This window comes from Priestia sp. GS2 (genome assembly GCF_036409025.1).
Classification (GTDB): Bacteria; Bacillota; Bacilli; order Bacillales; family Bacillaceae_H; genus Priestia; species Priestia aryabhattai_A.
The window spans coordinates 235615-262255 of sequence record NZ_JAZGJX010000002.1 but is presented as its reverse complement, the minus strand read 5'-3'; the positions used below and the strand labels follow the sequence as shown (position 1 = coordinate 262255).

Sequence of the window (26641 nt, the reverse complement as noted above, 5' to 3'; positions counted from 1 at the left end):
ACAGCGCAAAAAAGGCTAGTCAGTAGACTAGCCTTTTTTGTTATTCCTTTCGATAAAAAGTAATGAATAAAAAGGAGATTTACTATGAGTGAGAAAAAAAAGAAAAAAGTAATGTATGAAGTAGCTGAAAACGAAACAATTGCTGATTGTCTAGATCGTATGAAAAAGGACGGTTATATGCCTGTGAGAAGAATGGAAAAGCCTGTCTTTGAAGAAAGGGTCACGAATGGGGTTAAAGAACATGTTCCGGTAAAGCAACAAATCATATTTGAAGGAAAACTACTTTAAACACGAACATTATTAAAATTTAAAAGTTAAATATTCGATTTTTGAGTTGACTTTTTTCATGGTTGGCTGTTATCATTAAGTTGCAAATAAGAGAAACGAAACCTCATATAATATTCAGGAATATGGCCTGAGAGTTTCTACCCAATAACCGTAAATTATTGGACTATGAGGAAAGAACAATCAATTAGGATTAACTATTCGTATCCTGCAGCTTATGGTAAAGGTACGGATTAATAAAGCCTAGAGTGATTGTGACTTTCCTTTTGGAAATCACATCATTCTAGGCTTTTTTTATAAATTAAAAAAGGAGCTTTTATCTATGAATGTAAAAGTTGCTGTTGTCATGGGAAGTCAATCAGATTGGTCTACAATGCAACATGCTTGTGACATCTTAGAGGAATTAGATATTGCTTACGAAAAAAAAGTTGTATCGGCACATAGAACTCCAGATTATATGTTTGAATACGCCGAAACAGCAAAGGAAAGAGGAATTCAAGTTATTATTGCAGGAGCAGGAGGAGCAGCACATTTACCAGGTATGATTGCTGCGAAAACAGTTTTGCCTGTCATTGGTGTACCGGTTAAATCAAGTAACTTGAATGGCTTAGATTCATTGCTGTCTATCGTTCAAATGCCCGGAGGTGTTCCGGTCGCAACAGTAGCAATCGGAAAAGCAGGAGCAACAAATGCCGGCTTGCTTGCAGCTCAAATTTTGGGTACATCGGATTCTATCGTTAGTAAACAGCTAGATGAGAGAAGAGAATCAATTCGACTATCCGTGTTAGAAAGTAGTGATCAACTTGTCTAATGTTCTTATACATCCAGGGAAAACAATAGGAATTGTTGGCGGAGGCCAACTAGGGAGAATGATTGCCCTATCTGCTAAAGAAATGGGTTACTATATTGCTGTTTTAGAGCCTACAGAAGACTCACCTTGTGGTCAAGTAGCTGATATTAAAGTGGTTGGTGCCTATGATGACCGAAAGGCAATTGAACGACTTGCAGAAGTTTCAGATGTAATCACATATGAATTTGAGAATGTTGATGTTGAAATGATGAAGTGGTTAGAAACGAAATGTTACGTGCCACAAGGAAGTCATTTATTAGCAGTTACTCAAAATCGTCGTTTAGAAAAAGAAATGATTACTAATCTAAATCTAAACGTACCTCAGTATGCCATTGTAAAGAATAAAGAAGAGCTGTTAAAGGCTATCGAGACGATTAGCTATCCTTGCGTAGTCAAAACGTGTAGAGGGGGCTATGACGGCAAAGGGCAAGTTCTTTTAAAAAGCAGTCATGACGTAGCTGAAGCAGAAGGATTACTATCACAGTCTGAATGTATTGTAGAGCAATGGATGAACTTAGATAAAGAGGTTTCTGTCATTGTTCACCGAAACATGAGAGGCGACATTGTATGCTTACCAGTTGCTGAGAATATTCATAAAGATCATATTTTACACCAAACCATTGTGCCAGCACGTATTACAGCTAGCCAAGAGCAAACGGCAGTTGAATATGCAAAAGAAATTGCAAAAGGTCTAAACTTAGTTGGGACTCTTGCTGTTGAGATGTTCTTAACGAAAGAAGGCAATCTTTATATTAATGAATTAGCACCAAGACCACATAATTCAGGACATTATTCAATTAATGCTTGTAGCTTATCGCAATTTCAGCAGCATGTTCGAGCAATCTGTAACTGGCCTTTAGTTCAATCAACATTGTTAAAACCTGCTGTTATGGTTAACCTATTAGGAGAGCATATTGAAGAAACGATGGCAAAAATCGAATATTTAGACGATATGCACCTTCATTTGTACGGAAAAAAAGTTCCAAAACATAAACGAAAAATGGGACATATTACTGTATTAGCTGATAAGATAGATGAGGCGGTAGAAAAAGCCGAATCATTAGGAATATGGGAAAGAACGGAGGAATTAACAACATGATTGAACGTTATACAAGACCAGAGATGGCAGCCATTTGGACTGAAGAAAATAAATTTAAAGCTTGGCTAGAAGTTGAAATTTTAGCTTGTGAAGCATGGTCTGAATTAGGGCATATCCCAAAAGAAGATGTAAAGCTAATCCGTGAAAATGCATCTTTTGATATCAATCGAATCAATGAAATTGAACTTGAAACACGACATGACGTTGTTGCTTTTACTCGTGCAGTATCAGAAACACTTGGTGAAGAGCGTAAGTGGGTACATTACGGTTTAACTTCTACAGATGTTGTAGACACAGCATTATCTTATCTACTTAAACAAGCAAATGATATTTTAGTAAACGACGTTGAGCGCTTTATTGAAGTGTTAAAAGAAAAAGCACAAGAACATAAATATACAGTTATGATGGGGCGTACACACGGTGTCCACGCAGAGCCAACAACATTTGGCTTAAAGATGGGACTATGGTACGAAGAAATGAAGCGTAACTTAGAACGTTTGAAGCGAGCAGCTGCTGAAGTAGAGTTTGGAAAAATGTCTGGAGCAGTTGGAACGTTTGCTAATATTGATCCATTTGTTGAAAAGTATGTGTGTGAAAAGCTTGGTATCTCTCCAGCTCCTATCTCTACACAAACTTTACAACGTGACCGTCACGCACACTATATGTCCGTACTAGCCTTAATTGCAACGTCAATTGAGAAGTTTGCAGTAGAAGTTCGTGGCCTTCAGAAGAGTGAAACACGTGAAGTAGAAGAGTACTTTGCAAAAGGTCAAAAGGGATCATCAGCTATGCCGCATAAGCGTAATCCAATCGGTTCAGAAAATGTGACAGGGCTAGCACGACTAATTCGAGGATATATGGTAACAGCTTATGATAACGTACCACTTTGGCACGAACGTGATATCTCACATTCTTCCGCAGAACGCGTTATCTTACCAGATGCAACAATTGCATTGAACTACATGTTAAATCGTTTTGCAAACATCGTGAAAAACTTAACGGTATTCCCAGACAACATGAAGCGCAATATGGATCGCACGTTAGGCTTAATTTACTCACAGCGCGTGTTACTAACGTTAATTAACAAAGGTATGGTTCGTGAAGAAGCATATGATTTAGTTCAGCCTAAAGCAATGGAAGCATGGGAAACACAAGTTCCGTTCCGCTCTCTAATCGAAGGAGAAGAGCGCATTACACAACATTTAACAGCAGAAGAAATTGATGACTGCTTCGATCATACACATCACCTGAAAAGTGTAGATATGATTTTTGAACGTTTAGGTCTTTAATAAAGAAGGCAAGGTAAGTCCTTGCCTTTCTGCAAAAGTGGGTATCAGAATATTCTGGATATAGAGGTGTCAGCATGGAAAAGCAAGGGCTACTTTACGAAGGAAAAGCAAAGAAAATTTATGCAACAAGTGAACAAGATGTACTGTGGGTTGCTTACAAAAACGAGGCAACAGCATTTAATGGTGAAAAGAAAGCTGAAATTGAAGGGAAAGCAAAGCTAAATAACCAAATTAGTAGTTTACTATTTTCAATGCTTCATGAAAAAGGAATTCAAACACATTTTGTAAAACAACTATCTGACTATGAGCAAGCAGTGAAACAGGTCAAAATCGTTCCGCTTGAAGTCGTGGTTCGAAACGCAACAGCCGGTAGTTTAGCTAAGCGAATTGGCGTTGAAGAAGGTATCCGATTTAAAAAGCCAATTGTGGAGCTTTATTACAAAGATGATGCGTTAGGAGACCCGTTAATCCTTGATGAACATGCTGTTTTCCTACAAGCTGCAACTCAAGAAGAGATTGATAGCTTAAAAGCACAAGCACTTCAAATTAATGAAGTATTATCTTCTTTCTTTAAAGAGAGAGACATTTTCTTAGTTGATTTTAAATTAGAGTTTGGTCGTACGTCTCAAGGAAATATCATTTTGGCTGATGAAATCTCACCTGATACTTGCCGTTTCTGGGATGTTCATACAAACGAAAAATTAGATAAAGATGTTTTCCGCAGAGATTTAGGCGGTTTAACAGAAGCATACGAAAAAATCTTACAGCGAATCGGAGGATAACCCAACCATGTATAAAGTAAAAGTATTTGTCACATTAAGAGAAAGCGTATTAGATCCACAAGGCGTAGCCGTTAAAAATTCATTACACCGTATGTCTTATGAAGAAGTACAAGAAGTTCGTATTGGTAAGTTCTTAGAGCTAACAATCGATAGCACAGATGCATTGGATGAGCGAGTAAAAGAAATGTGCGAAAAGCTTTTAGTGAATACAGTAATTGAAGACTATTGTTACGAGGTTGAGGAGGTTGTCGTACAGTGAAATTTGCTGTAATTGTGTTCCCAGGGTCAAACTGTGACGTAGATATGTATCATGCAATTAAAGATGAGCTTGGTGAGGAAGTAGAATACGTATGGCACGATGCTAAGTCTTTAGACGAATATGACGGTATCCTTTTACCAGGTGGCTTCTCATACGGAGATTACTTACGTTCAGGTGCCATTGCACGCTTTTCAAACGTAATGGATGAAGTGAAAAAGGCAGCAGCAGCTGGAAAGCCTGTATTAGGTGTTTGCAATGGCTTCCAAATCCTTTTAGAAGCAGGTCTTTTACCAGGAGCTATGCGTCGTAATGAAAATTTAAAATTCATCTGTAAAACAGTTAACTTAAAAGTAGCTAACAATGAAACTATGTTTACAAATGCTTATGGCAAAGACGAAATCATTGCAATTCCAGTAGCACATGGTGAAGGTAATTACTATTGCGATGAACAAACGTTACAACAATTGGTTGAAAACAATCAAATCCTTTTCCAATACGAAGATAATCCAAATGGTAGTCTTCAAAACATCGCAGGAATTTCAAACGAAGCAGGAAATGTATTAGGAATGATGCCACACCCAGAAAGAGCAGTCAGTGACATTCTAGGTAGCGCAGATGGACTAAAATTATTTCAATCAATCGTAAAGCAGTGGAGGGAACAAAATGTCGTTACTTCTTGAACCAAATGTAGAGCAAATTAAAGAGCAAAAGCTATATCGAGATATGGGATTAACAGATGAAGAGTTTGCAAATGTAGAGCAACTATTAGGCCGTACGCCTAACTATACAGAAACAGGGTTATTCTCTGTTATGTGGTCAGAGCACTGCAGTTACAAAAACTCAAAGCCTGTTTTGAAGAAATTCCCTGTCACTGGTGAAAAGGTGCTTCAAGGACCAGGTGAAGGCGCAGGAATTGTTGATATCGGCGATAATCAAGCAGTTGTATTTAAAATTGAAAGTCACAATCATCCATCAGCCATTGAACCTTATCAAGGAGCAGCAACTGGTGTAGGTGGAATTATCCGTGACGTCTTTTCAATGGGAGCAAGACCAATTGCGCTGTTAAACTCTTTACGATTCGGAGAGTTAACATCTCCAAAAGTTCGTCATTTGTTTGAGGAAGTAGTAGCAGGAATTGCAGGTTACGGTAACTGCGTTGGAATTCCAACAGTGGGTGGAGAGATTCAGTTTGAAGATTCTTACGAAGGCAATCCACTAGTTAACGCAATGTGTGTAGGCTTAATTAATCACGAAGACATCCAAAAAGGACAAGCAAAAGGCGTTGGCAACACGGTGATGTATGTTGGTGCTAAAACAGGACGCGATGGTATCCACGGTGCAACATTTGCATCAGAGGAACTTTCAGATCAATCAGATGAAAAACGTCCAGCAGTTCAAGTTGGAGATCCATTTATGGAAAAGCTTCTTCTTGAAGCATGCTTAGAATTAATTAAATGTGATGCATTAGTTGGTATTCAAGATATGGGAGCGGCTGGTTTAACGAGTTCATCAGCAGAGATGGCGAGTAAAGCAGGTTCTGGTATCGAAATGAATCTTGATCTTGTACCTCAGCGTGAAACAGGCATGACTCCGTACGAGATGATGCTTTCTGAATCACAAGAACGTATGCTAATCGTTGTTGAAAAAGGCCGTGAGCAAGAGATTGTAGATATCGTAGAGCGCTACGGTTTAGAAGCAGTATCAGTTGGTCACGTAACGGATGACAAGCGCCTTCGTTTAACTCATAAAGGTGAAGTGGTAGCGGATGTACCGGTTGATGCGTTAGCAGAAGATGCACCTGTGTATCACAAACCATCAGCAGAGCCAGCTTATTACCGTGAGTTTCAGTCTCAGCCATCTTACGCACCAGCAGTAGACAATCACAGTGATATGCTAGTGAAGCTTTTACAACAACCAACGATTGCAAACAAAGAATGGGTTTACAATCAATATGACTATCAAGTGCGTACAAATACAGTTGTATCACCAGGCTCTGATGCAGCCGTTGTACGCGTGCGAGGAACAAATAAAGCATTAGCAATGACAACGGACTGTAACTCTCGCTATCTTTATCTAGATCCTGAAGTAGGTGGCCGCATTGCCGTAGCTGAAGCAGCTCGTAACCTTGTGTGTTCAGGTGCACAACCTTTAGCAATTACCGACTGCTTAAACTTTGGAAATCCAGAAAAACCAGAAATTTTCTGGCAAATTGAAAAAGCAACGGACGGAATGAGCGACGCTTGTCGTCAACTTTCAACACCAGTAATCGGTGGTAACGTATCTCTTTATAACGAAACAAAAGGTGAAGCAATCTATCCAACACCTGTTATCGGGATGGTTGGACTAATTGACGATGTGAAGCATATTACAACTCAGCATGCGAAACAAGCAGAAGATTTAATTTATGTAATTGGCGAAGCGAAAGCAGAATTTGCCGGAACTGAGCTTCAAAAAGTACTTGAAAGCGGTAAGGTATTTGGTCAATCACCTGCTTTAGACTTATCGGTAGAAAAAGCACGTCAAGATCAGCTTCTTCAAGCAATCCGTCAAGGAACTGTACAATCTGCACATGATATTGCAGAAGGTGGTTTTGCTGTAGCCCTAGCAGAGAAAGTAATGAACGATAGCGGTCTTGGAGTAGATGTTACGGTGAACGGCGACGTAACAGCAGAGTTATTTAGTGAAACACAATCACGTTTTATCATAACAGTGGCACCAGAAAATCAACAGGCTTTCGAGAGTATTGTTGCAGATGCTAAGCTAGTGGGACGCGTAACTGAAAACGGAGAATTAACAATTAAGCATGAAGGAAATGCAATTGTACAACAATCTGTTCAAGACTTAACGAAAGCTTGGAAAGGAGCTATTCCATGCTTGCTGAAATAAAAGGTTTAAACGAAGAATGCGGCGTATTCGGCATATGGGGTCATGAAAATGCAAGTCAAATTGCTTATTATGGCCTTCACAGCCTTCAGCATCGCGGTCAAGAAGGAGCTGGAATTGCTGTTACAAATGGTGAAAAAGTCAGCGTGGCAAAAGGCGTGGGTCTTGTAAACGAAGTATTCGGCCACGGTGAGCTTGATCAGCTTCAAGGAACAGCAGCAATTGGTCACGTTCGCTATGCAACAGCAGGGGGTGGAGGGTTTGAAAATGTTCAACCCCTTCACTTCCGCTCTCATAGCGGAAGTATCGCACTGGCTCACAATGGTAACTTAGTAAATGCCAATGCGCTGAAGCATCAGCTTGAAAACCAAGGCAGCATTTTTCAATCAACTTCTGATACAGAGGTATTGGCTCATTTAATTAAACGTAGTGGCTATAGTGATATGAAGGATAAAGTAAAAAATGCACTTTCTATGGTAAAAGGTGCATATGCGTTTGTTATTTTAACTGAAGATGCCATGATGGTTGCGTTAGATCCAAATGGCTTACGTCCACTATCACTTGGTCGTCTAGGCGATGCGTATGTTGTGGCATCAGAAACATGTGCATTTGATATTGTAGGAGCAGTTCATGAACGTGATGTAGAACCGGGAGAACTGTTAATCATCAATGATGAAGGAATAAAATCTGAGCGCTTTACGTTAAATGTAAATCGTGCAATTTGCAGCATGGAATACATTTATTTCTCACGTCCAGACAGCAACATTGATGGGATTAACGTTCATTCAGCACGTAAAAATTTAGGGAAACAGCTAGCGATGGAATCTCCAATCGAAGCAGATGTCGTAACTGGTGTTCCAGATTCTAGTATTTCAGCGGCCATTGGATTTGCCGAACAATCAGGTATTCCATATGAGTTAGGATTAATTAAGAACCGCTATGTTGGACGTACGTTTATTCAACCATCACAGGAGCTTCGCGAACAAGGTGTGAAAATGAAGTTGTCTCCAGTGCGTAAGATTGTAGAAGGTAAGCGTGTTGTAATGGTTGATGACTCGATTGTTCGAGGAACAACAAGTCGTCGTATCGTCCGCATGCTACGAGAAGCAGGAGCGAAAGAAGTTCACGTTCGCATTAGCGCACCTCCAATCAAAAATCCATGCTTCTATGGAATTGATACATCTTCTTCATCAGAGCTCATTGCAGCTACTCGCTCTGTACAAGAGATTTGTGAATTAATCGAAGCGGACTCTTTGGAGTTCTTAAGCAATGAAGGATTAATTGAAGCAATCGGTCGAGATTATGAAAATGGTGGGCAGTGTATGGCTTGTTTCACAGGAAAATATCCAACAGAAATTTATCCGGATACCGTACACCCACATGAAAAGGTAACTTGTTAGTTTCAATGTAAAAAAGGAGTGACAATATGTCATATTCATATAAGCAAGCTGGAGTTGACTTAGAAGCAGGCTACGAGGCCGTTTCACGTATTAAAAAACACGTTGCACGAACAGAGCGCAAAGGTATTATGGGCACAGTTGGTGGTTTCGGAGGAATGTTTGATTTATCTTCCTTAGGTTTAAAAGAGCCTGTTTTAGTATCAGGAACAGACGGTGTTGGTACAAAATTAAAATTAGCTTTTCAAATGGATAAGCACGACACTATCGGGATTGATGCTGTAGCGATGTGTGTAAACGATGTGGTTGTACAAGGTGCAGAGCCTCTTTATTTCCTGGATTATATTGCATGTGGGAAAGCAGTCCCAGAAAAAATCGAAGCGATTGTAAAAGGAATTGCAGATGGATGCGAGCAGTCAAATTGTGCATTAATCGGCGGTGAAACAGCAGAAATGCCTGGGTTATATGAGGAAGATGAATATGACTTAGCTGGATTTACAGTTGGAGCAGTTGAGAAATCAGAAATTATCACTGGAGAAAGCGTAAAGCCAGGGCAGCTACTAGTAGGTATTTCATCAAGCGGTATTCATAGCAATGGCTATTCACTGGTGAGAAAAATTGTTGATGATCAAAAGCTTGATCTTCAAAAGGTTTATGGAGGATTTGATCAAACTCTTGGCCTTGAGCTTTTAACACCAACTAAAATTTATGTGAAGCCTGTGCTGCAAGCATTAGAGGCAGCCAAGATAGCTGGAATGGCGCATATTACAGGCGGAGGGTTTATTGAAAACATTCCCCGCATGCTTCCAGACGGTTTAGGAGTAGAAATTGACTACGGTTCTTGGCCGATTCCAAAAATCTTTGATTTCCTTCAAGAGCATGGCGGCTTAGAACGTAAAGAAATGTTTGAAGTCTTTAATATGGGGATTGGGTTTGTGTTAGCGGTAGAGCCAGAAGAAATGAACGCGGTTATCAATGCAATTGAAAGCAAAGGGGAAAAAGCATTTGTGATTGGACGTGTGACAGAAGGCACTGGGGTAGAGTTTAGTGGAGGCGTGCTTGGATGATGAATATTGCAGTCTTTGCTTCAGGAAATGGCAGCAACTTTCAATCTCTATACGAAGCAACGCAATCGGGTCAATTAAAGGCAACAATTAAGCTTGTGGTTTGTAATAAGCCACAAGCGTATGTAATTGAGCGAGCAAAAGCATGTGGTATTCCGTGCTTTGTTTGCTCACCTAAAGACTTCCCTGATAAAGCAGCTTACGAACAAGCAATTCTAAACGAATTACAGGCTAATAACATAGATTTTCTAGTATTGGCAGGCTACATGCGCTTAGTTGGTCCAACATTACTTCAACCATATAAAAATCGAATTGTTAATATCCATCCCTCTTTATTACCAGCGTTCCCAGGCATGGATGCAATTGGCCAAGCATTTGATGCTGGTGTAAAGATTATTGGTATTACCGTACATTTTGTAGATGAAGGAATGGATACGGGGCCGATTATTGATCAGCAGGCAATTCGTGTAAATGAGGAAGATACAAGAGACATCGTTGAAACTCGCATACATGAGATTGAGCATAAGTTTTATCCTCAAGTGCTCAACAAACTGTTTCAGCAGCTTGTGGTTAAATAATAGACTGGGTTGTCAAAAAAGTTTTAATACTTTACTATGGTAGAGTGATAGTGTAAGAAAGTTATAAAAAGAGAGATCGAATCAGGAGGAGTTTACAAAATGACAGCAAAACGCGCACTTATTAGCGTATCTGACAAAGAAGGTATTGTTTCATTTGCTAAAGAACTGAAGGAGTTAGGAGTAGAAATTATCTCGACTGGCGGTACAAAGCGTACGCTAGAAGAAAACGGCATTGATGTAATTGGTATCTCTGAAGTGACAGGTTTTCCTGAGATTTTAGATGGCCGTTTAAAAACGCTACATCCTAATGTTCACGGAGCTTTATTAGCGTTACGCGATAACGAAGAGCACCAGACACAAATGAAAGAACACAATATCTCACCAATCGACTTTGTAGTTGTAAACTTATACCCGTTTAAAAAGACAATTGAACAAGACGATGTAACGCTTGCTGAAGCAATTGAGAACATTGATATTGGTGGACCAACAATGCTTCGTTCAGCTGCTAAAAACTATCGTTCGGTATCAGTTGTTGTCGATCCAACTGATTATGCGACCGTAGTAAACGAATTAAAGGCAAACGGAAACGTTTCGTTTGAAACAAACCAACGCTTAGCAGCGAAAGTATTCCGTCATACGGCGGCTTATGATGCATTAATTGCTGAATACCTAACAAATATTACGGGTGAGAAGACGCCTGAAAAGCTAACAGTAACGTATGAGCGTGTTCAAGGATTACGCTACGGAGAAAACCCACATCAGGAAGCGGCTTTCTATAAAAAACCATTAACGCAAAAAGGTTCAATTGCAACGGCTACACAGCTGCATGGAAAAGAGTTATCTTATAACAATATTAATGATGCAAACGCAGCGCTTCAGATTGTAAAAGAATTTTCAGAGCCGGCTGTTGTGGCCATCAAACATATGAACCCATGTGGAGTAGGTGTGGGTGAAACGATTGCTCAAGCTTATCAGAAAGCTTACGAAGCAGACCCAACATCAATATTCGGTGGTATTGTAGCAGCAAACCGCCCAATTGATCGTGAAACAGCTATTCAATTAAAAGAAATTTTCTTAGAAATCATTATTGCTCCTTCATTTGATCAAGAGGCAATTGATGTATTAACAGCGAAGAAAAATTTACGTCTACTAACAGTAGAACTTGATGAAAATGCACAAAAAGAATCCTTCTTAACATCTGTAAAAGGCGGCGTACTTGTTCAAGACGAAGATGTATTTGGTTTTGACAATGCTACGGTTTCTGTTCCAACAAAGCGCGAGCCAACAGAAAAAGAATGGGCAGATTTAAAATTAGCGTGGAAAGTTGTGAAAAATGTAAAGTCAAATGCGATTGTACTTGCAAAAGACGATATGACAGTCGGAGTAGGTGCTGGACAAATGAACCGCGTTGGTGCAGCGAAAATTGCGATTGAACAAGCGGGTGAAAAAGCACAAGGATCAGCTTTAGGTTCAGATGCTTTCTTCCCAATGGGAGATACAGTTGAAGCAGCAGCTAAAGCTGGTGTTACAGCCATTATTCAACCAGGTGGTTCAATCCGTGACGAAGAGTCAATTGCAAAAGCAGATGAGTACGGCATTACAATGGTATTTACAGGCTTAAGACATTTTAAACATTAATGAGGTGAAGAACGTGAATGTTTTAGTTATCGGAAAAGGTGGAAGAGAACATACAATTGCATGGAAAGCGTCCAAAAGCCCACTTGTAAATGAAGTGTTTGTAGCTCCTGGTAATCCAGGTATGAGTGACGTGGCAACGCTTGTCTCAATCGATGAAAGTAATCATGATGAGCTAGTGGCTTTTGCGAAACAACAAGATATCAAACTAACAATTGTAGGTCCTGAAAACCCATTGATTGAAGGGGTTGTAGATCGCTTTGAAGCTGAGGGTCTGCCGGTATTTGGACCTCGTAAAAAAGCAGCTATGATTGAAGGAAGCAAAAGCTTTGCGAAAGAGTTAATGAAAAAGTATGAGATTCCTACCGCTGCATATGAAACATTTACGTCTTATGAAGAGGCAAAAGCGTATGTAGAAAAACAAGGTGCACCGATTGTTATTAAAGCAGATGGTCTAGCTGCTGGTAAGGGTGTAACGGTCGCTTTAACTGTTGAAGAAGCAGTAGAAACACTTCATGATTTCTTGGTTGATCAAAAGTTCCAGGAAGCTAGCGCTACTGTTGTAGTTGAAGAATTTTTAGACGGTGAAGAATTTTCGTTAATGGCATTTGTGCGTGGTACAAAGGTATATCCAATGGTCATTGCACAAGATCATAAGCGTGCGTTTGACGGAGATAAAGGTCCGAATACTGGTGGAATGGGTGCTTATTCTCCAGTTCCTCAAATCAGTGACGCTGAAGTAGAAAAAGCGGTTCAAACAATTCTATTACCAATGGCAGAAGGGCTAGCTAAAGAAGGCTGTGAGTATACGGGTATTTTATATGCTGGACTCATTCAAACAGCGCAAGGTCCGAAGGTTATTGAATTTAATGCTCGATTTGGTGACCCTGAAACACAGGTTGTATTACCGCGAATGAAAAGCGATTTAGTTGATGTTTTACTTCGCATTTTAAACAACGAAGACGTTGAAATTGAGTGGGATAATCAAGCTGTTATGGGGATTGTGTTAGCAGCTGCTGGTTACCCTGAAGCTTATGAAAAGGGAAATCCAATTTATGGATTAGATAAGATTAATAAAGAAGCGCTTGTTTTCCACGCAGGAACAACTTTAGAAGATGAAACATATGTATCAAATGGAGGGCGTGTTCTTTTAGTTGGTGCTAAGGGAGATACGCTTTCGCAAGCACAAGAAAAAGTATATAAACAAATGAATCACATTGATGTATCAAAAGGCTTCTTCTATCGAAAAGATATTGGATATCGTGCCCTTGAAAAAGCATCAAAAAACTAAAAGAAGAGCATTTGCTCTTCTTTTTATTTAGGCAATATTAACTTGGGTTAATCGTTGGATCTTCTGTATAGTCCTGGTCCCCTTCTTGGTATTTGTCGTAAGCAAATACTAAAGGGCAAAAGCGCGTAATTCCTTCACCAATTTTCATTGCAGCTAAAAAGGCTAACCATAGATAAGAATCTCGGTAAGGACGTCTTGTTAAGCGAGAGGTTGCCCAAGAAAGAAGGGTAAAGCCAACTGTAAGTCGAATTAAAGCATTAACGATGCCAATATTTGGTCTCATGTTTTATCACCTTTTCTCATAAATTAATAAAAGTTATTTTGTAAATGGAATTTATTCATTATAACCAAAAGGAGGCACAGCGTATGTCGATAGGAATGTATCGTTGGAGAAATAGACAGATTCGAAATCAGCTTTCAGTTGTAAGTGAACAAACATCCCCGACAATTGTGTTAAAAGGAACAACTTACTTAAATGCTCGTTTGAATAAGTGGATGAAAGCTAACATTTGGATTGCTAACGACCGCATTGTTTACGTTGGTGAAGCAATGCCAGCTGTGCTGAATTCATCTACGGAAGTCTTTGACTGCCGCGATCAATACATTGTGCCCGGCTATATTGAACCTCATGTGCATCCGTTTCAGTTATATAATCCCCATACTTTTGCACAGTATGCGGCTAAGCACGGCACCACAACCTTAATTAACGATAACTTAGTGCTCATGCTGCAAACAGATACAGAAACAGCATTTTCATTAATTGAAGAAATGAAAACGCTACCATATTCGATGTATTGGTGGTGCCGCTTCGATTCTCAAACGAAGTTTGAAAACGAATCTGAGGTTTTCTCTCATGCCCATATCAAAAAATGGTTAAATCATGATTCAGTTCTACAAGGAGGAGAGCTTACGAGTTGGCCTCGCTTGCTAAATGGAGATGACCTTATGCTCCATTGGATTCAGGAAACAAAGCGATTAGGAAAGCATGTTGAAGGGCATTTTCCAGGAGCTTCAGAACGTACGCTTGTTAAAATGAAATTGCTTGGAGCAGATGCTGATCACGAGGCTATGAGCGGAAAAGATGTTCTTTCAAGGCTGTCATTAGGATACGATGTATCGCTACGCTATTCGTCTATTCGCCCGGATCTACCGAGAATCTTGGATGAACTACATGAAGAAGATCTCAATTATTATGAACATTTGACTATGAATACCGATGGTTCCCCACCATCTTTTTATACAGATGGAGTTTCAGATATGCTAGTGAAAGTAGCACTTGAGCATCATGTACCAATCATTGATGCCTATAAGATGGTTTCTACAAATATTGCCCGATACTACAATATTGAACACTTACATGGTCACATTGGCGTTGGATGTATAGCTAACCTTAATCTACTCACTAGTCCTGAATGCCCGACACCCATAAGTGTTCTTGCAAGCGGAAAATGGATTTTAAAGCAAGGAGAAGAACAGAAAGAAAACGAAACATGTTTCCCGTGGGCTTCGTATCGATTTCAACCGCTTGATTGCAACTGGGATCTTAAAATGGATGATTTTCAATTTTCAATGCCTATGGGTGTTTATATGAAAAACGCAGTTATTATGGAACCTTACTCAATTCAACTAAATGTAGGAGATGAATGTTTAGATACAAACCATGATGAATGCTTCTTCATGCTCATTGACCGCTACGGTAAATGGCGGATTAACACGCTTTTGAAAGGCTTTGCAACGCATGTTAAAGGGTTAGCTAGTTCGTTTTCTAGTACCGGTGATTTCATTCTTATTGGAAAATCAAAAAAAGATATGCTGTATGCCTATTATAAAATGAAAGAAATGGGCGGAGGCATTGCTCTTGCAGAGGATGAGAAAATTGTGGCGGAGCTCCCACTTACTTTGAATGGAAGCATGTCGACTGAAAGAATGGAAGTCTTGATGACGCAAGAAGAGTGCTTAAAACAAGAATTGAAAATAAGAGGCTATCAACATGAAGACCCAATTTATTCACTTCTTTTTTTCTCATCTACACATTTACCTTATATTCGCGTAACACCAGCAGGAATTTATGACGTAATGAATAAAAAGGTACTTTTTCCGTCAATAATGCGTTAAAATATAAAAGTGTAAAAGCGTTTTGTAAAAGAGCATTTATAAGGTAGGAATTTTGTTTGTGAAACACAACATGAATAAATGATGATGAATAGAAAGTTTAGTGTAAAGGAGTTTTCAGCACATGCAAATTAACAAACTTCGTGGCAAAGAATTAGATCAATTATTTGAAGCAATTTTATCTTTAGAAAACATGGAAGAGTGCTATCAATTCTTTGATGATTTGTGTACGGTTAATGAAATTCAGTCATTAGCACAGCGCTTAGAAGTAGCACGTATGCTTCGTGAAGGAAATACGTACCATAAAATTGAAACAGAAACAGGTGCAAGTACAGCGACAATTTCACGCGTCAAACGCTGCTTAAATTACGGTAGCGATGCGTATCAAATGGTGTTAGAGCGTCTGCAACATGATAAAGAAAAAGCGTGAGACATCTGTCTCACGCTTTTTCTTTATTAAAACTTAACTGCTTCTTCTAGAAGAGCTTTTAACTCGCTGATTGGCACACGTTTTTGCTCCATTGTGTCGCGATCACGAACCGTTACTTGGTTATCTTCTAATGAATCAAAGTCAAATGTGATACAGAATGGCGTACCGATCTCATCGTGACGACGGTAACGTTTACCGATTGAGCCTGCATCATCGTAGTCAACCATAAAGTCGCTTGCTAACTCAGCAAATACAGCCTGAGCTTCAGCTGAAAGCTTTTTAGAAAGTGGTAATACTGCAGCTTTTACTGGTGCTAAAGCTGGATGTAGGCGCATTACCGTACGAGATGAACCATCTTCTAGTTCCTCTTCTTCGTATGCATCAATCATGTATGCTAACGTTACGCGGTCTGCACCTAAAGAAGGTTCGATGCAATAAGGCACGTAGCGTTCGTTTGTTTCTTGGTCGATATATTGGAAGTCTTCACCCGAGTGCTCCATGTGTTGTTTTAAATCATAGTCTGTACGAGATGCTACGCCCCACAGTTCACCCCAGCCAAATGGGAATTTGTATTCAAAGTCAGTCGTTGCGTTACTGTAGTGAGACAGCTCATCTGAATCATGGTCACGAAGACGAATGTTTTCTTCTTTCATACCTAGAGATAGCAGCCACTGTTCACATGTTTTCTTCCAGTAATCGAACCACTCTAGTTCAGTTCCTGGCTTACAGAAGAACTCAAGTTCCATTTGTTCAAACTCACGTGTACGGAACGTAAAGTTACCCGGTGTAATTTCGTTACGGAAACTTTTACCGATTTGTCCGATACCAAATGGAAGTTTCTTACGCATAGAGCGCTGAACATTTTTGAAGTTTACAAAGATACCTTGAGCTGTTTCAGGACGAAGGTAGATTTCGTTTGTAGAGCTTTCTGTTACACCTTGGTGTGTTTTAAACATTAGGTTAAATTGACGAATTTCTGTAAAGTTGGCAGAACCACACTCTGGGCAAGTGATTTCATGATCGGCAATTAACTTTTTCATTTCATCAAAAGAAAGACCGTCTACAATCATTTCAATATCTTTTTCTTGAAGCTTTTCTTCAATTAATTTATCAGCACGATGGCGCGCTTTACAATCTTTACAATCAATCATTGGATCGTTGAAGTTTCCTAAGTGACCAGAAGCTTCCCATGTTTTTGGGTTCATTAAAATAGCAGCATCTAAGCCTACGTTGTAAGGAGACTGCTGAATGAATTTTTTCCACCAAGCTTTTTTGATATTATTTTTAAGTTCTACACCAAGCGGACCGTAGTCCCAAGTGTTTGCTAAGCCTCCATAAATCTCAGAGCCTTGAAAAACAAAGCCACGATGCTTCGCGTGAGATACAATTTGATCCATTGATTTTGTCATAGTAATTCCTCCAATAATAAATGATGTAATAAAAAAATCTCTCGTCCCTGGGCATATGCTTTCATATGCCCAGGGACGAGAGATTTTCCCGCGGTTCCACCCTGGTTGATACGTAATGTATCCACCTTAAACATGTATATACTCCAGATTGCCTTTTCCTTAAATCTTGCTTTAGGCTTTCACTATCCCTAAATCGCTATTATACTGCAGAGGGTTTAAGTACTATTAATCCTTCAAAGTATGGCTATACAATTTTGTAGCTATATATTAGCATATCCTATGCAGGTATACAATAACCGTTATAACAAAATGCCTTTTTCACTTTAATTGATGTAGACAAAAAAGATTGGTTTTCGTTTCGTCTCCCAATCTTAGTTTTGTTATAATGAACAAATGGAAAGTAGTCCGTTAAGTTAACGCATAGTGAAGAGTTGCGGGATAAATAGATGGAGGTTCATACAATGTACGACGTAAAAAAATGGAGACACGTATTTAAATTAGATCCAAACAAGGAAATTTCAGATGAAGCGCTAGAAAAAGTATGCGAGTCCGGTACAGACGCGGTAATCGTAGGTGGCTCAGATGGCGTTACGTTAGATAATGTACTGCAGCTTTTAATGCGTATTCGTCGCTATACGGTGCCGTGTGCTTTAGAAGTATCAACAATTGAATCAGTTACTCCTGGCTTTGACTCTTACTTTATTCCAACTGTATTAAACAGCAGTGACCCCAAGTGGATTTCTGGCTTACACCATCACGCAATGAAAGAGTATGGAGAAATTATGGATTGGGATGAAATCTTTGTAGAAGGGTACTGCGTGCTAAATTCAGAAGCCAAAGTAGCAACTTTAACGAGTGCGAAAACGGATTTAGACGCTGACGATATTGTAGCGTACGCACAAATGGCAGAAAGAATGTTTAATTTACCAATCTTTTACCTAGAGTATAGCGGTATGTACGGAAATCCAGATATCGTTGAAAAAGTAAAAAAATCGTTAACCAATACCAATCTTTTCTACGGTGGCGGTATTAGAACGAAAGAGCAGGCTGCTGAAATGGGAAGAATAGCAGACACAGTAGTTGTTGGGAACATAATCTATGACGATTTATCAACAGCATTAAAAACAGTAGATGCAGTGAAAAAGAATGTTGCGAACGGAAAATAAAGTGAAGTAAAATAGAACATATGTTTGATTAGGCGGTGAAATGATGAATTTTCTAAGTGAAAAATTATTAACAGGGTTAAACCCTCAGCAAAAAGAAGCGGTAAAAACAACGGACGGGCCGTTGCTAATTATGGCTGGTGCAGGAAGTGGAAAGACGCGTGTGCTCACGCATCGCATCGCGTATCTAATGGCTGAAAAAGAAGTGGCGCCTTGGAATATCCTTGCAATTACGTTTACAAATAAAGCGGCTCGCGAGATGAGAGAACGTGTTAGCGCAATCGTTGGTGGAGTAGCAGAAGATATTTGGATTTCGACGTTCCACTCCATGTGTGTGCGTATTTTACGCCGCGACATTGACAGAATTGGCTATAATCGAAACTTTACTATTCTCGATTCAACGGATCAGTTATCGGTTATTAAAAACATCTTAAAAGAAGAAAACCTGGATCCGAAAAAGTTTGACCCACGATCGTTGCTAGGAAGCATCAGCTCAGCGAAGAATGAGCTAAAAACAGCGGATGATTTCGCAAAAACGGCTGCGGGTCCGTATGAAGAAGTCGTAAGCACGGTTTACACAAAGTATGAAAAGCGCCTTAAGAAAAATCAAGCGCTGGACTTTGATGACTTAATTATGACGACGATTCAGCTCTTTAAGCGAGTACCAGAAGTGCTCACTTACTATCAGCGTAAGTTTCAATACATTCATGTTGACGAGTATCAAGATACAAATCATGCGCAATATATGCTTGTTCGATTGCTAGCAGCGCGCTTTGAAAATGTGTGCGTAGTTGGGGACTCAGATCAATCGATCTATCGCTGGCGTGGCGCGGATATTACCAATATCCTTTCCTTTGAAAAAGATTATCCAAAAGCATCGGTTATTTTATTAGAACAAAACTATCGTTCAACAAAAAATATTTTAGCAGCAGCAAACGAAGTCATTGCCAACAACATGAATCGAAAAGCGAAAAACTTATGGACAGAAAACGTGGATGGCCAAAAGCTTTATCGCTATCAGGCAATGAGTGAGCATGATGAAGCTCAATTCGTAGCGCGTAAAATTAAAGAAGCCATAGATTCTGGTAAACGTAAATATAGCGATTTTGCCATTCTATATCGTACGAACGCCCAGTCGCGTGTGATGGAGGAAGTCTTACTAAAATCAAATATTAATTATACAATCGTTGGCGGAATTAAGTTCTATGATCGTAAAGAGATTAAAGATATCCTTGCTTATTTACGCTTAATTGCAAACCAAGATGATGACATCAGCTTAACGCGCATTGTGAACGTACCAAAGAGAGGCGTAGGAGCAACGTCTGTTGATAAGGTGGCAAACTATGCACTAACCCATGATATTTCAATCTTTAAAGCACTTGATGAAGTGGAGTTAATTGGCGTAACCGGCAAAGCAACGAGTACGCTTCGAGATTTTCAAGCAATGATTGACAACCTAGCTCAAATGCAGGATTACATGTCCGTAACAGAGCTTGTAGAAGAAGTGCTAGAGCGAACGGGCTACCGAGAAGCCCTCAAAACGGAAAAAACAATTGAAGCTCAAAGTCGCTTAGAAAACATTGATGAGTTTTTATCTGTTACGAAAACCTTTGAAGAAGCAAGTGAGGACAAAAGCCTAGTCGCATTCTTAACGGACTTGGCGCTTGTGGCCGATATCGACCAGCTTGATGAAGAGGAAGATGAGAACGAACAAGTGATTTTAATGACTCTTCACTCTGCAAAAGGGCTTGAGTTCCCAGTAGTTTTCTTACTTGGTATGGAAGAAGGCGTATTTCCACACAGTCGCTCGCTCTTTGAAGATATGGAAATGGAAGAAGAGCGTCGCTTAGCATACGTTGGAATTACGCGTGCGGAACAAGAACTTTACTTATTGAATGCACAAATGCGCACACTATTCGGTAAGACAAACGTTAACCCGGCATCACGCTTTATTAGCGAAATTCCATCAGAGCTAATCGAGTCGTTGAACGAAGCGAAGAAATCGCCGATGCAGCCAAGTGGAAGAAGCACATCACCGTATGCTGCTCGCAGACAAGCTGCCGTTGCGAAAACAACGCTCACTTCTACCGGTGGCGAATCGATTGGTTGGGGTGTTGGCGACAAAGCGGAGCATAAAAAATGGGGTATCGGGACAGTCGTTAGCGTTAAAGGAGAAGGCGACTCAAAAGAATTGGACATTGCGTTTCCAAGCCCAGTGGGAGTAAAGCGTCTGTTAGCTAAATTTGCACCCGTAACAAAAGTATAATGTGTGAAGAAGGAGTAAGGATATGGATCTTGAAACGAGCAAACAAAGAATTCAAGAATTGCATGAGCTGTTAAACCGCTATAACTATGAGTATTACGTATTAGATCAGCCAACCGTTCCCGATGCGGAATACGACCGCTTAATGAATGAGCTGATTAAAATAGAAGAAGCATTTCCAGAGTTAAAAACGCAGGATTCTCCTACTCAGCGCGTTGGCGGCCAGGTGCTTGATGCCTTTCAAAAGGTTGAGCACCGCACGCCGATGCTAAGCTTAGGAAATGCATTTAATGAGCAGGATTTGCGTGATTTTGACCGGCGTATTCGCCAAGCGGTAGGAGATGATTTTTCCTATGTATGCGAGTTGAAAATTGATGGCTTAGCAATCTCTTTACTTTATGAGGATGGCTACCTAGTACGCGGAGCTACGCGCGGAGACGGAACGATTGGTGAAGATATTACCGAGAATCTAAAAACTATCCGCTCAATTCCTCTTCGTGTAAAAGAGCCTGTTACGATGGAAGTACGCGGAGAAGCATTCATGCCGAGAAAGTCATTTGAGAAGTTAAATGAAGCTAAGATTCAAAATGAAGAGCTTCCGTTTGCAAACCCTCGTAATGCTGCTGCTGGTTCACTGCGTCAATTAGATCCTAAAATTGCAGCGAAACGAAATCTTGATATTTTTGTGTATGCAATGACGGATGTTGGAGAACAGGATGTAGAAGCTCATAGTGAAAGTTTAGACCTTTTAGACCATCTTGGTTTTAAAACAAATAAAGAGCGTCAAAAGTGTGCTACCATTGAAGAAGTTCTTGCTTACATTGAAAACTGGCAGGAAAAACGCCCATCTCTTGCCTATGATATCGATGGGATTGTTATTAAAGTCGATGCGTTTGAGCAGCAGGTTGAGCTCGGTACAACAGCAAAAAGCCCGCGTTGGGCAATAGCTTATAAGTTTCCGGCAGAAGAAGTTGTAACAACCCTAAAAAATATTGAGCTAACGGTTGGACGTACAGGTGTTATTACGCCGACGGCCATTTTGGAACCAGTGCAGGTTGCAGGTACGACCGTACAGCGCGCATCTTTACACAATGAAGACCTGATTCGTGAAAAAGACATTCGCATCGGCGACCAAGTAGTTATTAAAAAAGCCGGTGATATTATTCCAGAAGTTGTGAATGTCATTACTGAAAAGCGAACAGGCAACGAGCAAGAGTTTACGATGCCAACCCACTGTCCGGAATGTGAGAGTGAGCTTGTCCGCTTAGAAGGGGAAGTAGCGCTTCGCTGTATTAACCCGAGCTGTCCTGCTCAAATTCGTGAAGGTCTCATTCATTTTGTGTCTCGTAATGCCATGAATATTGATGGTCTTGGAGAGAAAGTAATTACTCAACTTTTTAAAGAAGAGTTAATCACAGACGTAGCAGATCTTTACGAACTAACAAAAGAGCAGCTAATTGAGCTTGAGCGAATGGGTGAAAAATCAGCAGATAATCTTTTAAAAGCGATTGAAGCTTCTAAAGAAAATTCTCTTGAAAGATTGTTATTCGGCTTAGGTATTCGTCACGTAGGTGCTAAAGCAGCAAAAACTCTAGCACAGCAATTTGATACGATGGACAAGTTGCAAAAAGCAACGTATGATGAGTTAGTGACAATTAATGAGATCGGTGACAAGATGGCCGATGCAATCGTTACATACTTTTCACAAGAGGAAGTGCAAGAGCTGTTGCGCGAGCTTCAAGAAGCCGGCGTTAACATGACCTATAAAGGTCCAAAACCCGTCAATGTAGGAGATTCTGATTCTGTTTTTGCTGGTAAAACGATTGTGTTAACTGGTAAATTAGAAGAGCTAGGCAGAAACGAAGCAAAGGCGGAGATTGAAGCTTTAGGCGGAAAAGTAACAGGTAGTGTAAGTAAGAAAACAGACCTTGTCATTGCGGGGGAAGACGCAGGTTCTAAACTTGCTAAAGCAAATGAGCTTGGCATTGAAGTGTGGGACGAAGCGAGGTTACTTATTGAATTAAATAAATAAGAGGTGTGTATAGTTGAAAAAGATATTTTTACTGTCTCTTATGGTCATGCTTATAACCTCAGCATGTGCACCTAATTTTTCGAAAGAGGAAGAGATTGTTCAACAAACAGATGATAAAAATGAAAAAGCTGTTATCCCAAAATACAGCATTTCAGATGAATATTACCGAACAATTCTTCCTTATAAACCGGGAGTAGCGAGAGGCCTTGTAGCAGCGAATATGAATAATCGCCTTGATATTCAAGAGTTTGAAACAGGATTAATGCGTCTAGCACAAGATGATTTTTCACCTGACAAATATGTGTTCCAAGAAGGACAATATCTAGACAAAGAGACGATTCGTTCATGGTTAAGCCGTAAGAAAACAGACGCGCAGTTTAAAGAACTAAAGGATAAGACAAAGGAAAATGATCGTGATTCATTAAAGAATGAAGGTCTCAATCCGGCCGATACAGGTGATGGAGACTTAAAAGCACGAAATGAAAGAAGCCCAATGTATTTGGCCCATATTACGGAGCAAAACTACTTAGTTCAAGACGGTGACGATAAAGTTGCGCTTGGCGGGGTAGTTATTGGTCTGGCCATGAACTCTGTCCACTACTATACGCAAGAAGATGGATACGCTCGTGAAGTTAAGCTCGATGATAAAGAAATTGAAGAGCGAGGCAAAGAGATAGCAAATACCATCGTGGATCGTATGCGTAAAAAGAAGGGACTAGAACAAGTACCAATCACAGTGGCAATCTTTAAGCAAAATCCAAAATCTTCTTTAACACCTGGTAACTTTATTAGCGTTGGCCAAGCTGGCAAAGGGCGTAACTCAGTGAACGGGTGGGATAAAGTTGATGAAAAGTATTACCTATTCCCGTCATCTGCTGCCGATAAAGACTATCGCGATGATGCAATGAAGTTTAATGAATTCAAAGCACAAATTGAAGATTACTTCCCGAACTTTACAAGCGTAGTAGGGAAAGGTCATTATATCGATGGTCAGATGCAGAGAATGTCCATTGAAATTCCAATTCAATTTTACGGAAAAGGTGAAATTGTTGGGTTTACTCAGTACGTTGCTGGATTAATGCTTGATCATTTCCCAGACTATATGGAAACAAGTATTTCCATCACGTCTGTAAACGGTCCGGAAGCATTAATTATCCGTAAACCTGATCAAGAAACGCCAACCGTGCATATTTACGAAAACTAAGTGAAAAGCCGCTCATCTGAGCGGCTTTTTCATTGTGAGACAAAGGGTGTGTTTTGATGAGATTTCATAAATTTTTGCAGGTGGCTCTTGGCATACTGAAATGCATCTTTTTCAGTTTTTCGCTCTTCATATGGAAGCTTTTTATCAAACTCAAATTGCTTTTTGAAAAAAGGAATATCCTCTTGCATGACATGACGCAACTCGTGAAACAGCGTTTCAACCAAAGGTAAATAATCCTCGAATTTAAATATGAAAATAATTCCAACTTCTCTCCAATAGACGGCGGAAGCATATTGAAGAAATTCTGCTTCTTCTTCTTCAAGTTCAGACACAATTTTATTTGCTTCACAAGAGTCACAAAACACAACCGGGGTTGTGAATTGGCGGTTTAGACAAGAGAAAACTTGCTTTTGCAGCTGATGCAAGTTAAATGAAAATTCGTCATCGAGAACAAACCAGTTTAGACACTCTTGGTAGACAGGACGCTTATGAATAGTCGAGTAAATGAGTAATGGATTCATAATGTGTTCACACTCCTTACTAGCGGTCATATTCATTTTCGACCTTTTTATTTACCCTTATACTTCTGATTAAGAAGCTTATGAAGAGGTTATTAATATATATGTCAAAGAGCTCTTCATTTAGAAGAAAAGAGTAACACTCTAAATAAATCCAGGAGAAAAATCCCTTTTCTAGAGGAATATAGAGTGTAACCCCTATCATTTTAAAAGGAAGATTTTATATTTATGGAACTACTCTCAGAAATGTTGCTTGATGCTAGTGAAGTTTGGTATTATCAGTATATTGTAGTGGGACGAATATTCGGAGGTGAACGAACATGTCAAGAATTTCTGTTGAACAAGTAAAACATGTTGCACATTTAGCTAGATTAGCTGTAACAGATGAAGAAGCAGCTTTATTTACAAAGCAATTAGATGCAATCATTACATACGCTGAGCAATTAGACGAATTGGATACTACAAATGTAAAGCCAACTTCACACGTATTAGACGTGAAAAACGTAATGCGTGAGGACAAGCCAGCAAAAGGATTACCTGTTGAAGATGTAACGAAAAACGCGCCAGACCATAAAGATGGATACGTACGCGTACCAACTATTTTAGAATAAGAAAGGAGGCTTTACGATGTCATTATTTAATCGTAAACTTTCAGAATTACATAAGCTTCTTCATAGTAAAGAAGTAAGTGTACAAGACCTAGTAGAAGAATCGTATAAGCGTATTAACGCAGTAGATGATAAAGTGGGTGCTTTCCTAGCACTGAACGAGGACAACGCTCGTGCTTACGCAAAACAACTAGACGAAGCGCTACAAACGAAAGATGAGTTTGGTTTGTTATTTGGTATGCCTATCGGTGTAAAAGATAACATCGTAACAAAAGACTTACGCACAACGTGTTCAAGTAAAATTCTAGCAAACTTTGATCCAATCTATGACGCAACGGTTGTTCAAAAGCTACAATCAGCTGAAGCAGTAACGATTGGTAAATTAAACATGGATGAGTTCGCAATGGGTTCTTCGACTGAAAACTCTGGCCTACAATTAACTCGCAATCCATGGAATTTAGACTATGTACCAGGTGGATCAAGCGGTGGTTCAGCAGCGGCTGTTGCAGCTGGAGAAGTACCATTCTCACTGGGTTCTGATACGGGTGGTTCAATCCGTCAACCTGCGGCTTATTGCGGTGTTGTTGGATTAAAACCTACATACGGACGCGTGTCTCGTTACGGTCTTGTTGCATTTGCATCTTCTTTAGATCAAATCGGACCAATCACAAACTCAGTTGAAGATAATGCATATTTACTTCAAGCAATTTCAGGTGTTGATCCAATGGATTCAACTTCTGCAAACGTAGATGTTCCGGACTATGTATCTGCTTTAACTGGTGATATTAAAGGTCTTAAAATTGCTGTACCAAAAGAGTATCTAGGTGAAGGCGTTGGCGAAGAAGCTCGTCAATCAGTACTAGATGCATTAAAAGTATTAGAAAGCCTTGGCGCAACTTGGGAAGAGGTTTCATTACCACACTCTAAGTATGCCTTAGCAACATACTACTTACTGTCTTCTTCAGAAGCTTCTGCAAACTTATCTCGCTTTGACGGTGTACGTTATGGATACCGCACAGATAATGCTGAAAACTTACTTGAAATGTACAAGCAAACGCGTAGCGAAGGCTTTGGTAACGAAGTGAAGCGTCGTATCATGCTTGGTACATTTGCGTTAAGCTCAGGTTATTATGATGCTTATTATAAAAAAGCGCAGCAAGTACGTACACTTATTAAGGAAGATTTCGAATCTGTATTTGAAAACTATGACGTTATCATTGGTCCTACAACGCCAACACCAGCGTTTAAAATTGGTGAAAAGACAGATGATCCGTTAACAATGTATGCAAATGATATTTTAACAATCCCAGTAAACCTTGCAGGTGTACCAGGTATCTCTGTGCCTTGTGGCCTTGCGAACGGATTACCATTAGGGTTGCAAATTATCGGTAAGCATTTTGATGAAAGCACAATTTATCGCGTCGCTCATGCATTCGAACAAGCAACTGAGCATCATAAAGCGAAACCAGCACTGTAAGGGGTGAGAAGAA

At 39.8% G+C, this 26641-nt stretch carries 24 protein-coding genes and 1 riboswitch; of the genes, 21 read left to right on the top strand and 3 right to left on the bottom strand.

Annotated elements, in window-relative coordinates:
• Positions 1–84 precede the first annotated feature (84 nt).
• From V2145_RS20555 to purD, 13 genes are all read left to right on the top strand, one after another.
• Positions 85–288, top strand: coding sequence for an NETI motif-containing protein (locus V2145_RS20555; RefSeq protein WP_094911239.1), 204 nt, complete (start codon positions 85–87; stop codon positions 286–288).
• 83 nt (positions 289–371) lie between these two features.
• A riboswitch (purine riboswitch) is annotated at positions 372–474 on the top strand.
• 133 nt (positions 475–607) lie between these two features.
• Positions 608–1096 carry a 5-(carboxyamino)imidazole ribonucleotide mutase gene (gene purE, locus V2145_RS20550; protein WP_094911240.1) on the top strand — a complete coding sequence of 163 codons (489 nt, stop codon included), beginning with the start codon at positions 608–610 and terminating at the stop codon, positions 1094–1096.
• Entirely contained in the window at positions 1089–2234 is a 1146-nt protein-coding gene (purK, locus tag V2145_RS20545; protein WP_094911241.1) for a 5-(carboxyamino)imidazole ribonucleotide synthase, read from the top strand. Before purE ends, purK begins: the two co-directional genes overlap by 8 nt.
• Positions 2231–3523: an adenylosuccinate lyase gene (gene purB / locus V2145_RS20540; RefSeq protein WP_094911242.1), complete on the top strand. Its 1293-nt coding sequence runs from the start codon at positions 2231–2233 to the stop codon at positions 3521–3523. Before purK ends, purB begins: the two co-directional genes overlap by 4 nt.
• A 74-nt stretch (positions 3524–3597) precedes the next feature.
• On the top strand, positions 3598–4305 hold the full coding sequence (gene purC, locus V2145_RS20535) for a phosphoribosylaminoimidazolesuccinocarboxamide synthase (protein WP_094911243.1): 708 nt from the start codon (positions 3598–3600) through the stop codon (positions 4303–4305).
• A 7-nt stretch (positions 4306–4312) separates the two neighbouring features.
• Positions 4313–4564 (top strand): phosphoribosylformylglycinamidine synthase subunit PurS, encoded by a 252-nt coding sequence (gene purS / locus V2145_RS20530; RefSeq protein WP_094911244.1) that lies wholly within the window; start codon positions 4313–4315, stop codon positions 4562–4564.
• Positions 4561–5244: a phosphoribosylformylglycinamidine synthase subunit PurQ gene (purQ, locus tag V2145_RS20525; protein WP_076513836.1), complete on the top strand. Its 684-nt coding sequence runs from the start codon at positions 4561–4563 to the stop codon at positions 5242–5244. The genes purS and purQ overlap by 4 nt, the downstream gene beginning before the upstream one ends.
• On the top strand, positions 5228–7450 hold the full coding sequence (purL, locus tag V2145_RS20520; RefSeq protein ID WP_330988194.1) for a phosphoribosylformylglycinamidine synthase subunit PurL: 2223 nt from the start codon (positions 5228–5230) through the stop codon (positions 7448–7450). The genes purQ and purL overlap by 17 nt, the downstream gene beginning before the upstream one ends.
• Positions 7435–8847, top strand: coding sequence for an amidophosphoribosyltransferase (gene purF / locus V2145_RS20515; protein ID WP_094911246.1), 1413 nt, complete (start codon positions 7435–7437; stop codon positions 8845–8847). Before purL ends, purF begins: the two co-directional genes overlap by 16 nt.
• A gap of 26 nt (positions 8848–8873) precedes the next feature.
• Positions 8874–9911, top strand: a complete 1038-nt coding sequence (gene purM / locus V2145_RS20510; RefSeq protein ID WP_094911247.1) for a phosphoribosylformylglycinamidine cyclo-ligase — start codon at positions 8874–8876, stop codon at positions 9909–9911.
• Positions 9908–10486 (top strand): phosphoribosylglycinamide formyltransferase, encoded by a 579-nt coding sequence (gene purN / locus V2145_RS20505; protein WP_311859787.1) that lies wholly within the window; start codon positions 9908–9910, stop codon positions 10484–10486. Before purM ends, purN begins: the two co-directional genes overlap by 4 nt.
• Before the next feature lie 99 nt (positions 10487–10585).
• Entirely contained in the window at positions 10586–12124 is a 1539-nt protein-coding gene (gene purH / locus V2145_RS20500; protein ID WP_094911249.1) for a bifunctional phosphoribosylaminoimidazolecarboxamide formyltransferase/IMP cyclohydrolase, read from the top strand.
• 13 nt (positions 12125–12137) lie between these two features.
• Positions 12138–13412: a phosphoribosylamine--glycine ligase gene (gene purD, locus V2145_RS20495; RefSeq protein ID WP_330988193.1), complete on the top strand. Its 1275-nt coding sequence runs from the start codon at positions 12138–12140 to the stop codon at positions 13410–13412.
• 37 nt (positions 13413–13449) lie between these two features.
• Here purD and V2145_RS20490 read toward each other — a convergent pair whose 3' ends face one another.
• Complete coding sequence (locus V2145_RS20490) at positions 13450–13695, bottom strand: YgaP family membrane protein (RefSeq protein WP_094911251.1); 246 nt, start codon at positions 13693–13695, stop codon at positions 13450–13452.
• A gap of 83 nt (positions 13696–13778) precedes the next feature.
• On the opposite strand from V2145_RS20490, the gene V2145_RS20485 reads away from it, so the two are divergent.
• Positions 13779–15527 (top strand): adenine deaminase C-terminal domain-containing protein, encoded by a 1749-nt coding sequence (locus tag V2145_RS20485; protein ID WP_094911252.1) that lies wholly within the window; start codon positions 13779–13781, stop codon positions 15525–15527.
• 121 nt (positions 15528–15648) lie between these two features.
• On the top strand, positions 15649–15954 hold the full coding sequence (locus V2145_RS20480) for a YerC/YecD family TrpR-related protein (RefSeq protein WP_094911253.1): 306 nt from the start codon (positions 15649–15651) through the stop codon (positions 15952–15954).
• 26 nt (positions 15955–15980) lie between these two features.
• On the opposite strand, the gene V2145_RS20475 is transcribed toward V2145_RS20480, so the two are convergent.
• Positions 15981–17363, bottom strand: a complete 1383-nt coding sequence (locus V2145_RS20475; protein WP_094911254.1) for a glycine--tRNA ligase — start codon at positions 17361–17363, stop codon at positions 15981–15983.
• Positions 17364–17824: 461 nt separating this feature from the next.
• Between V2145_RS20475 and V2145_RS20470 the strand changes: the two genes are divergently transcribed.
• The 4 genes from V2145_RS20470 to V2145_RS20455 are packed head-to-tail and all read left to right on the top strand — an operon-like array spanning position 17825 to position 24025.
• Complete coding sequence (locus V2145_RS20470) at positions 17825–18529, top strand: heptaprenylglyceryl phosphate synthase (protein ID WP_094911255.1); 705 nt, start codon at positions 17825–17827, stop codon at positions 18527–18529.
• A gap of 43 nt (positions 18530–18572) precedes the next feature.
• Complete coding sequence (gene pcrA / locus V2145_RS20465) at positions 18573–20792, top strand: DNA helicase PcrA (protein WP_094911256.1); 2220 nt, start codon at positions 18573–18575, stop codon at positions 20790–20792.
• A 22-nt stretch (positions 20793–20814) separates the two neighbouring features.
• Positions 20815–22821, top strand: a complete 2007-nt coding sequence (ligA, locus tag V2145_RS20460) for an NAD-dependent DNA ligase LigA (RefSeq protein ID WP_094911257.1) — start codon at positions 20815–20817, stop codon at positions 22819–22821.
• A gap of 13 nt (positions 22822–22834) precedes the next feature.
• Positions 22835–24025: a CamS family sex pheromone protein gene (locus V2145_RS20455; RefSeq protein WP_094911258.1), complete on the top strand. Its 1191-nt coding sequence runs from the start codon at positions 22835–22837 to the stop codon at positions 24023–24025.
• A gap of 29 nt (positions 24026–24054) precedes the next feature.
• Here V2145_RS20455 and V2145_RS20450 read toward each other — a convergent pair whose 3' ends face one another.
• Complete coding sequence (locus tag V2145_RS20450) at positions 24055–24546, bottom strand: DUF3920 family protein (protein WP_094911259.1); 492 nt, start codon at positions 24544–24546, stop codon at positions 24055–24057.
• Between the two features lie 317 nt (positions 24547–24863).
• On the opposite strand from V2145_RS20450, the gene gatC reads away from it, so the two are divergent.
• Complete coding sequence (gatC, locus tag V2145_RS20445; RefSeq protein WP_094911260.1) at positions 24864–25154, top strand: Asp-tRNA(Asn)/Glu-tRNA(Gln) amidotransferase subunit GatC; 291 nt, start codon at positions 24864–24866, stop codon at positions 25152–25154.
• A gap of 16 nt (positions 25155–25170) precedes the next feature.
• Positions 25171–26628 carry an Asp-tRNA(Asn)/Glu-tRNA(Gln) amidotransferase subunit GatA gene (gene gatA / locus V2145_RS20440; RefSeq protein WP_094911261.1) on the top strand — a complete coding sequence of 486 codons (1458 nt, stop codon included), beginning with the start codon at positions 25171–25173 and terminating at the stop codon, positions 26626–26628.
• Positions 26629–26641 lie beyond the last annotated feature (13 nt).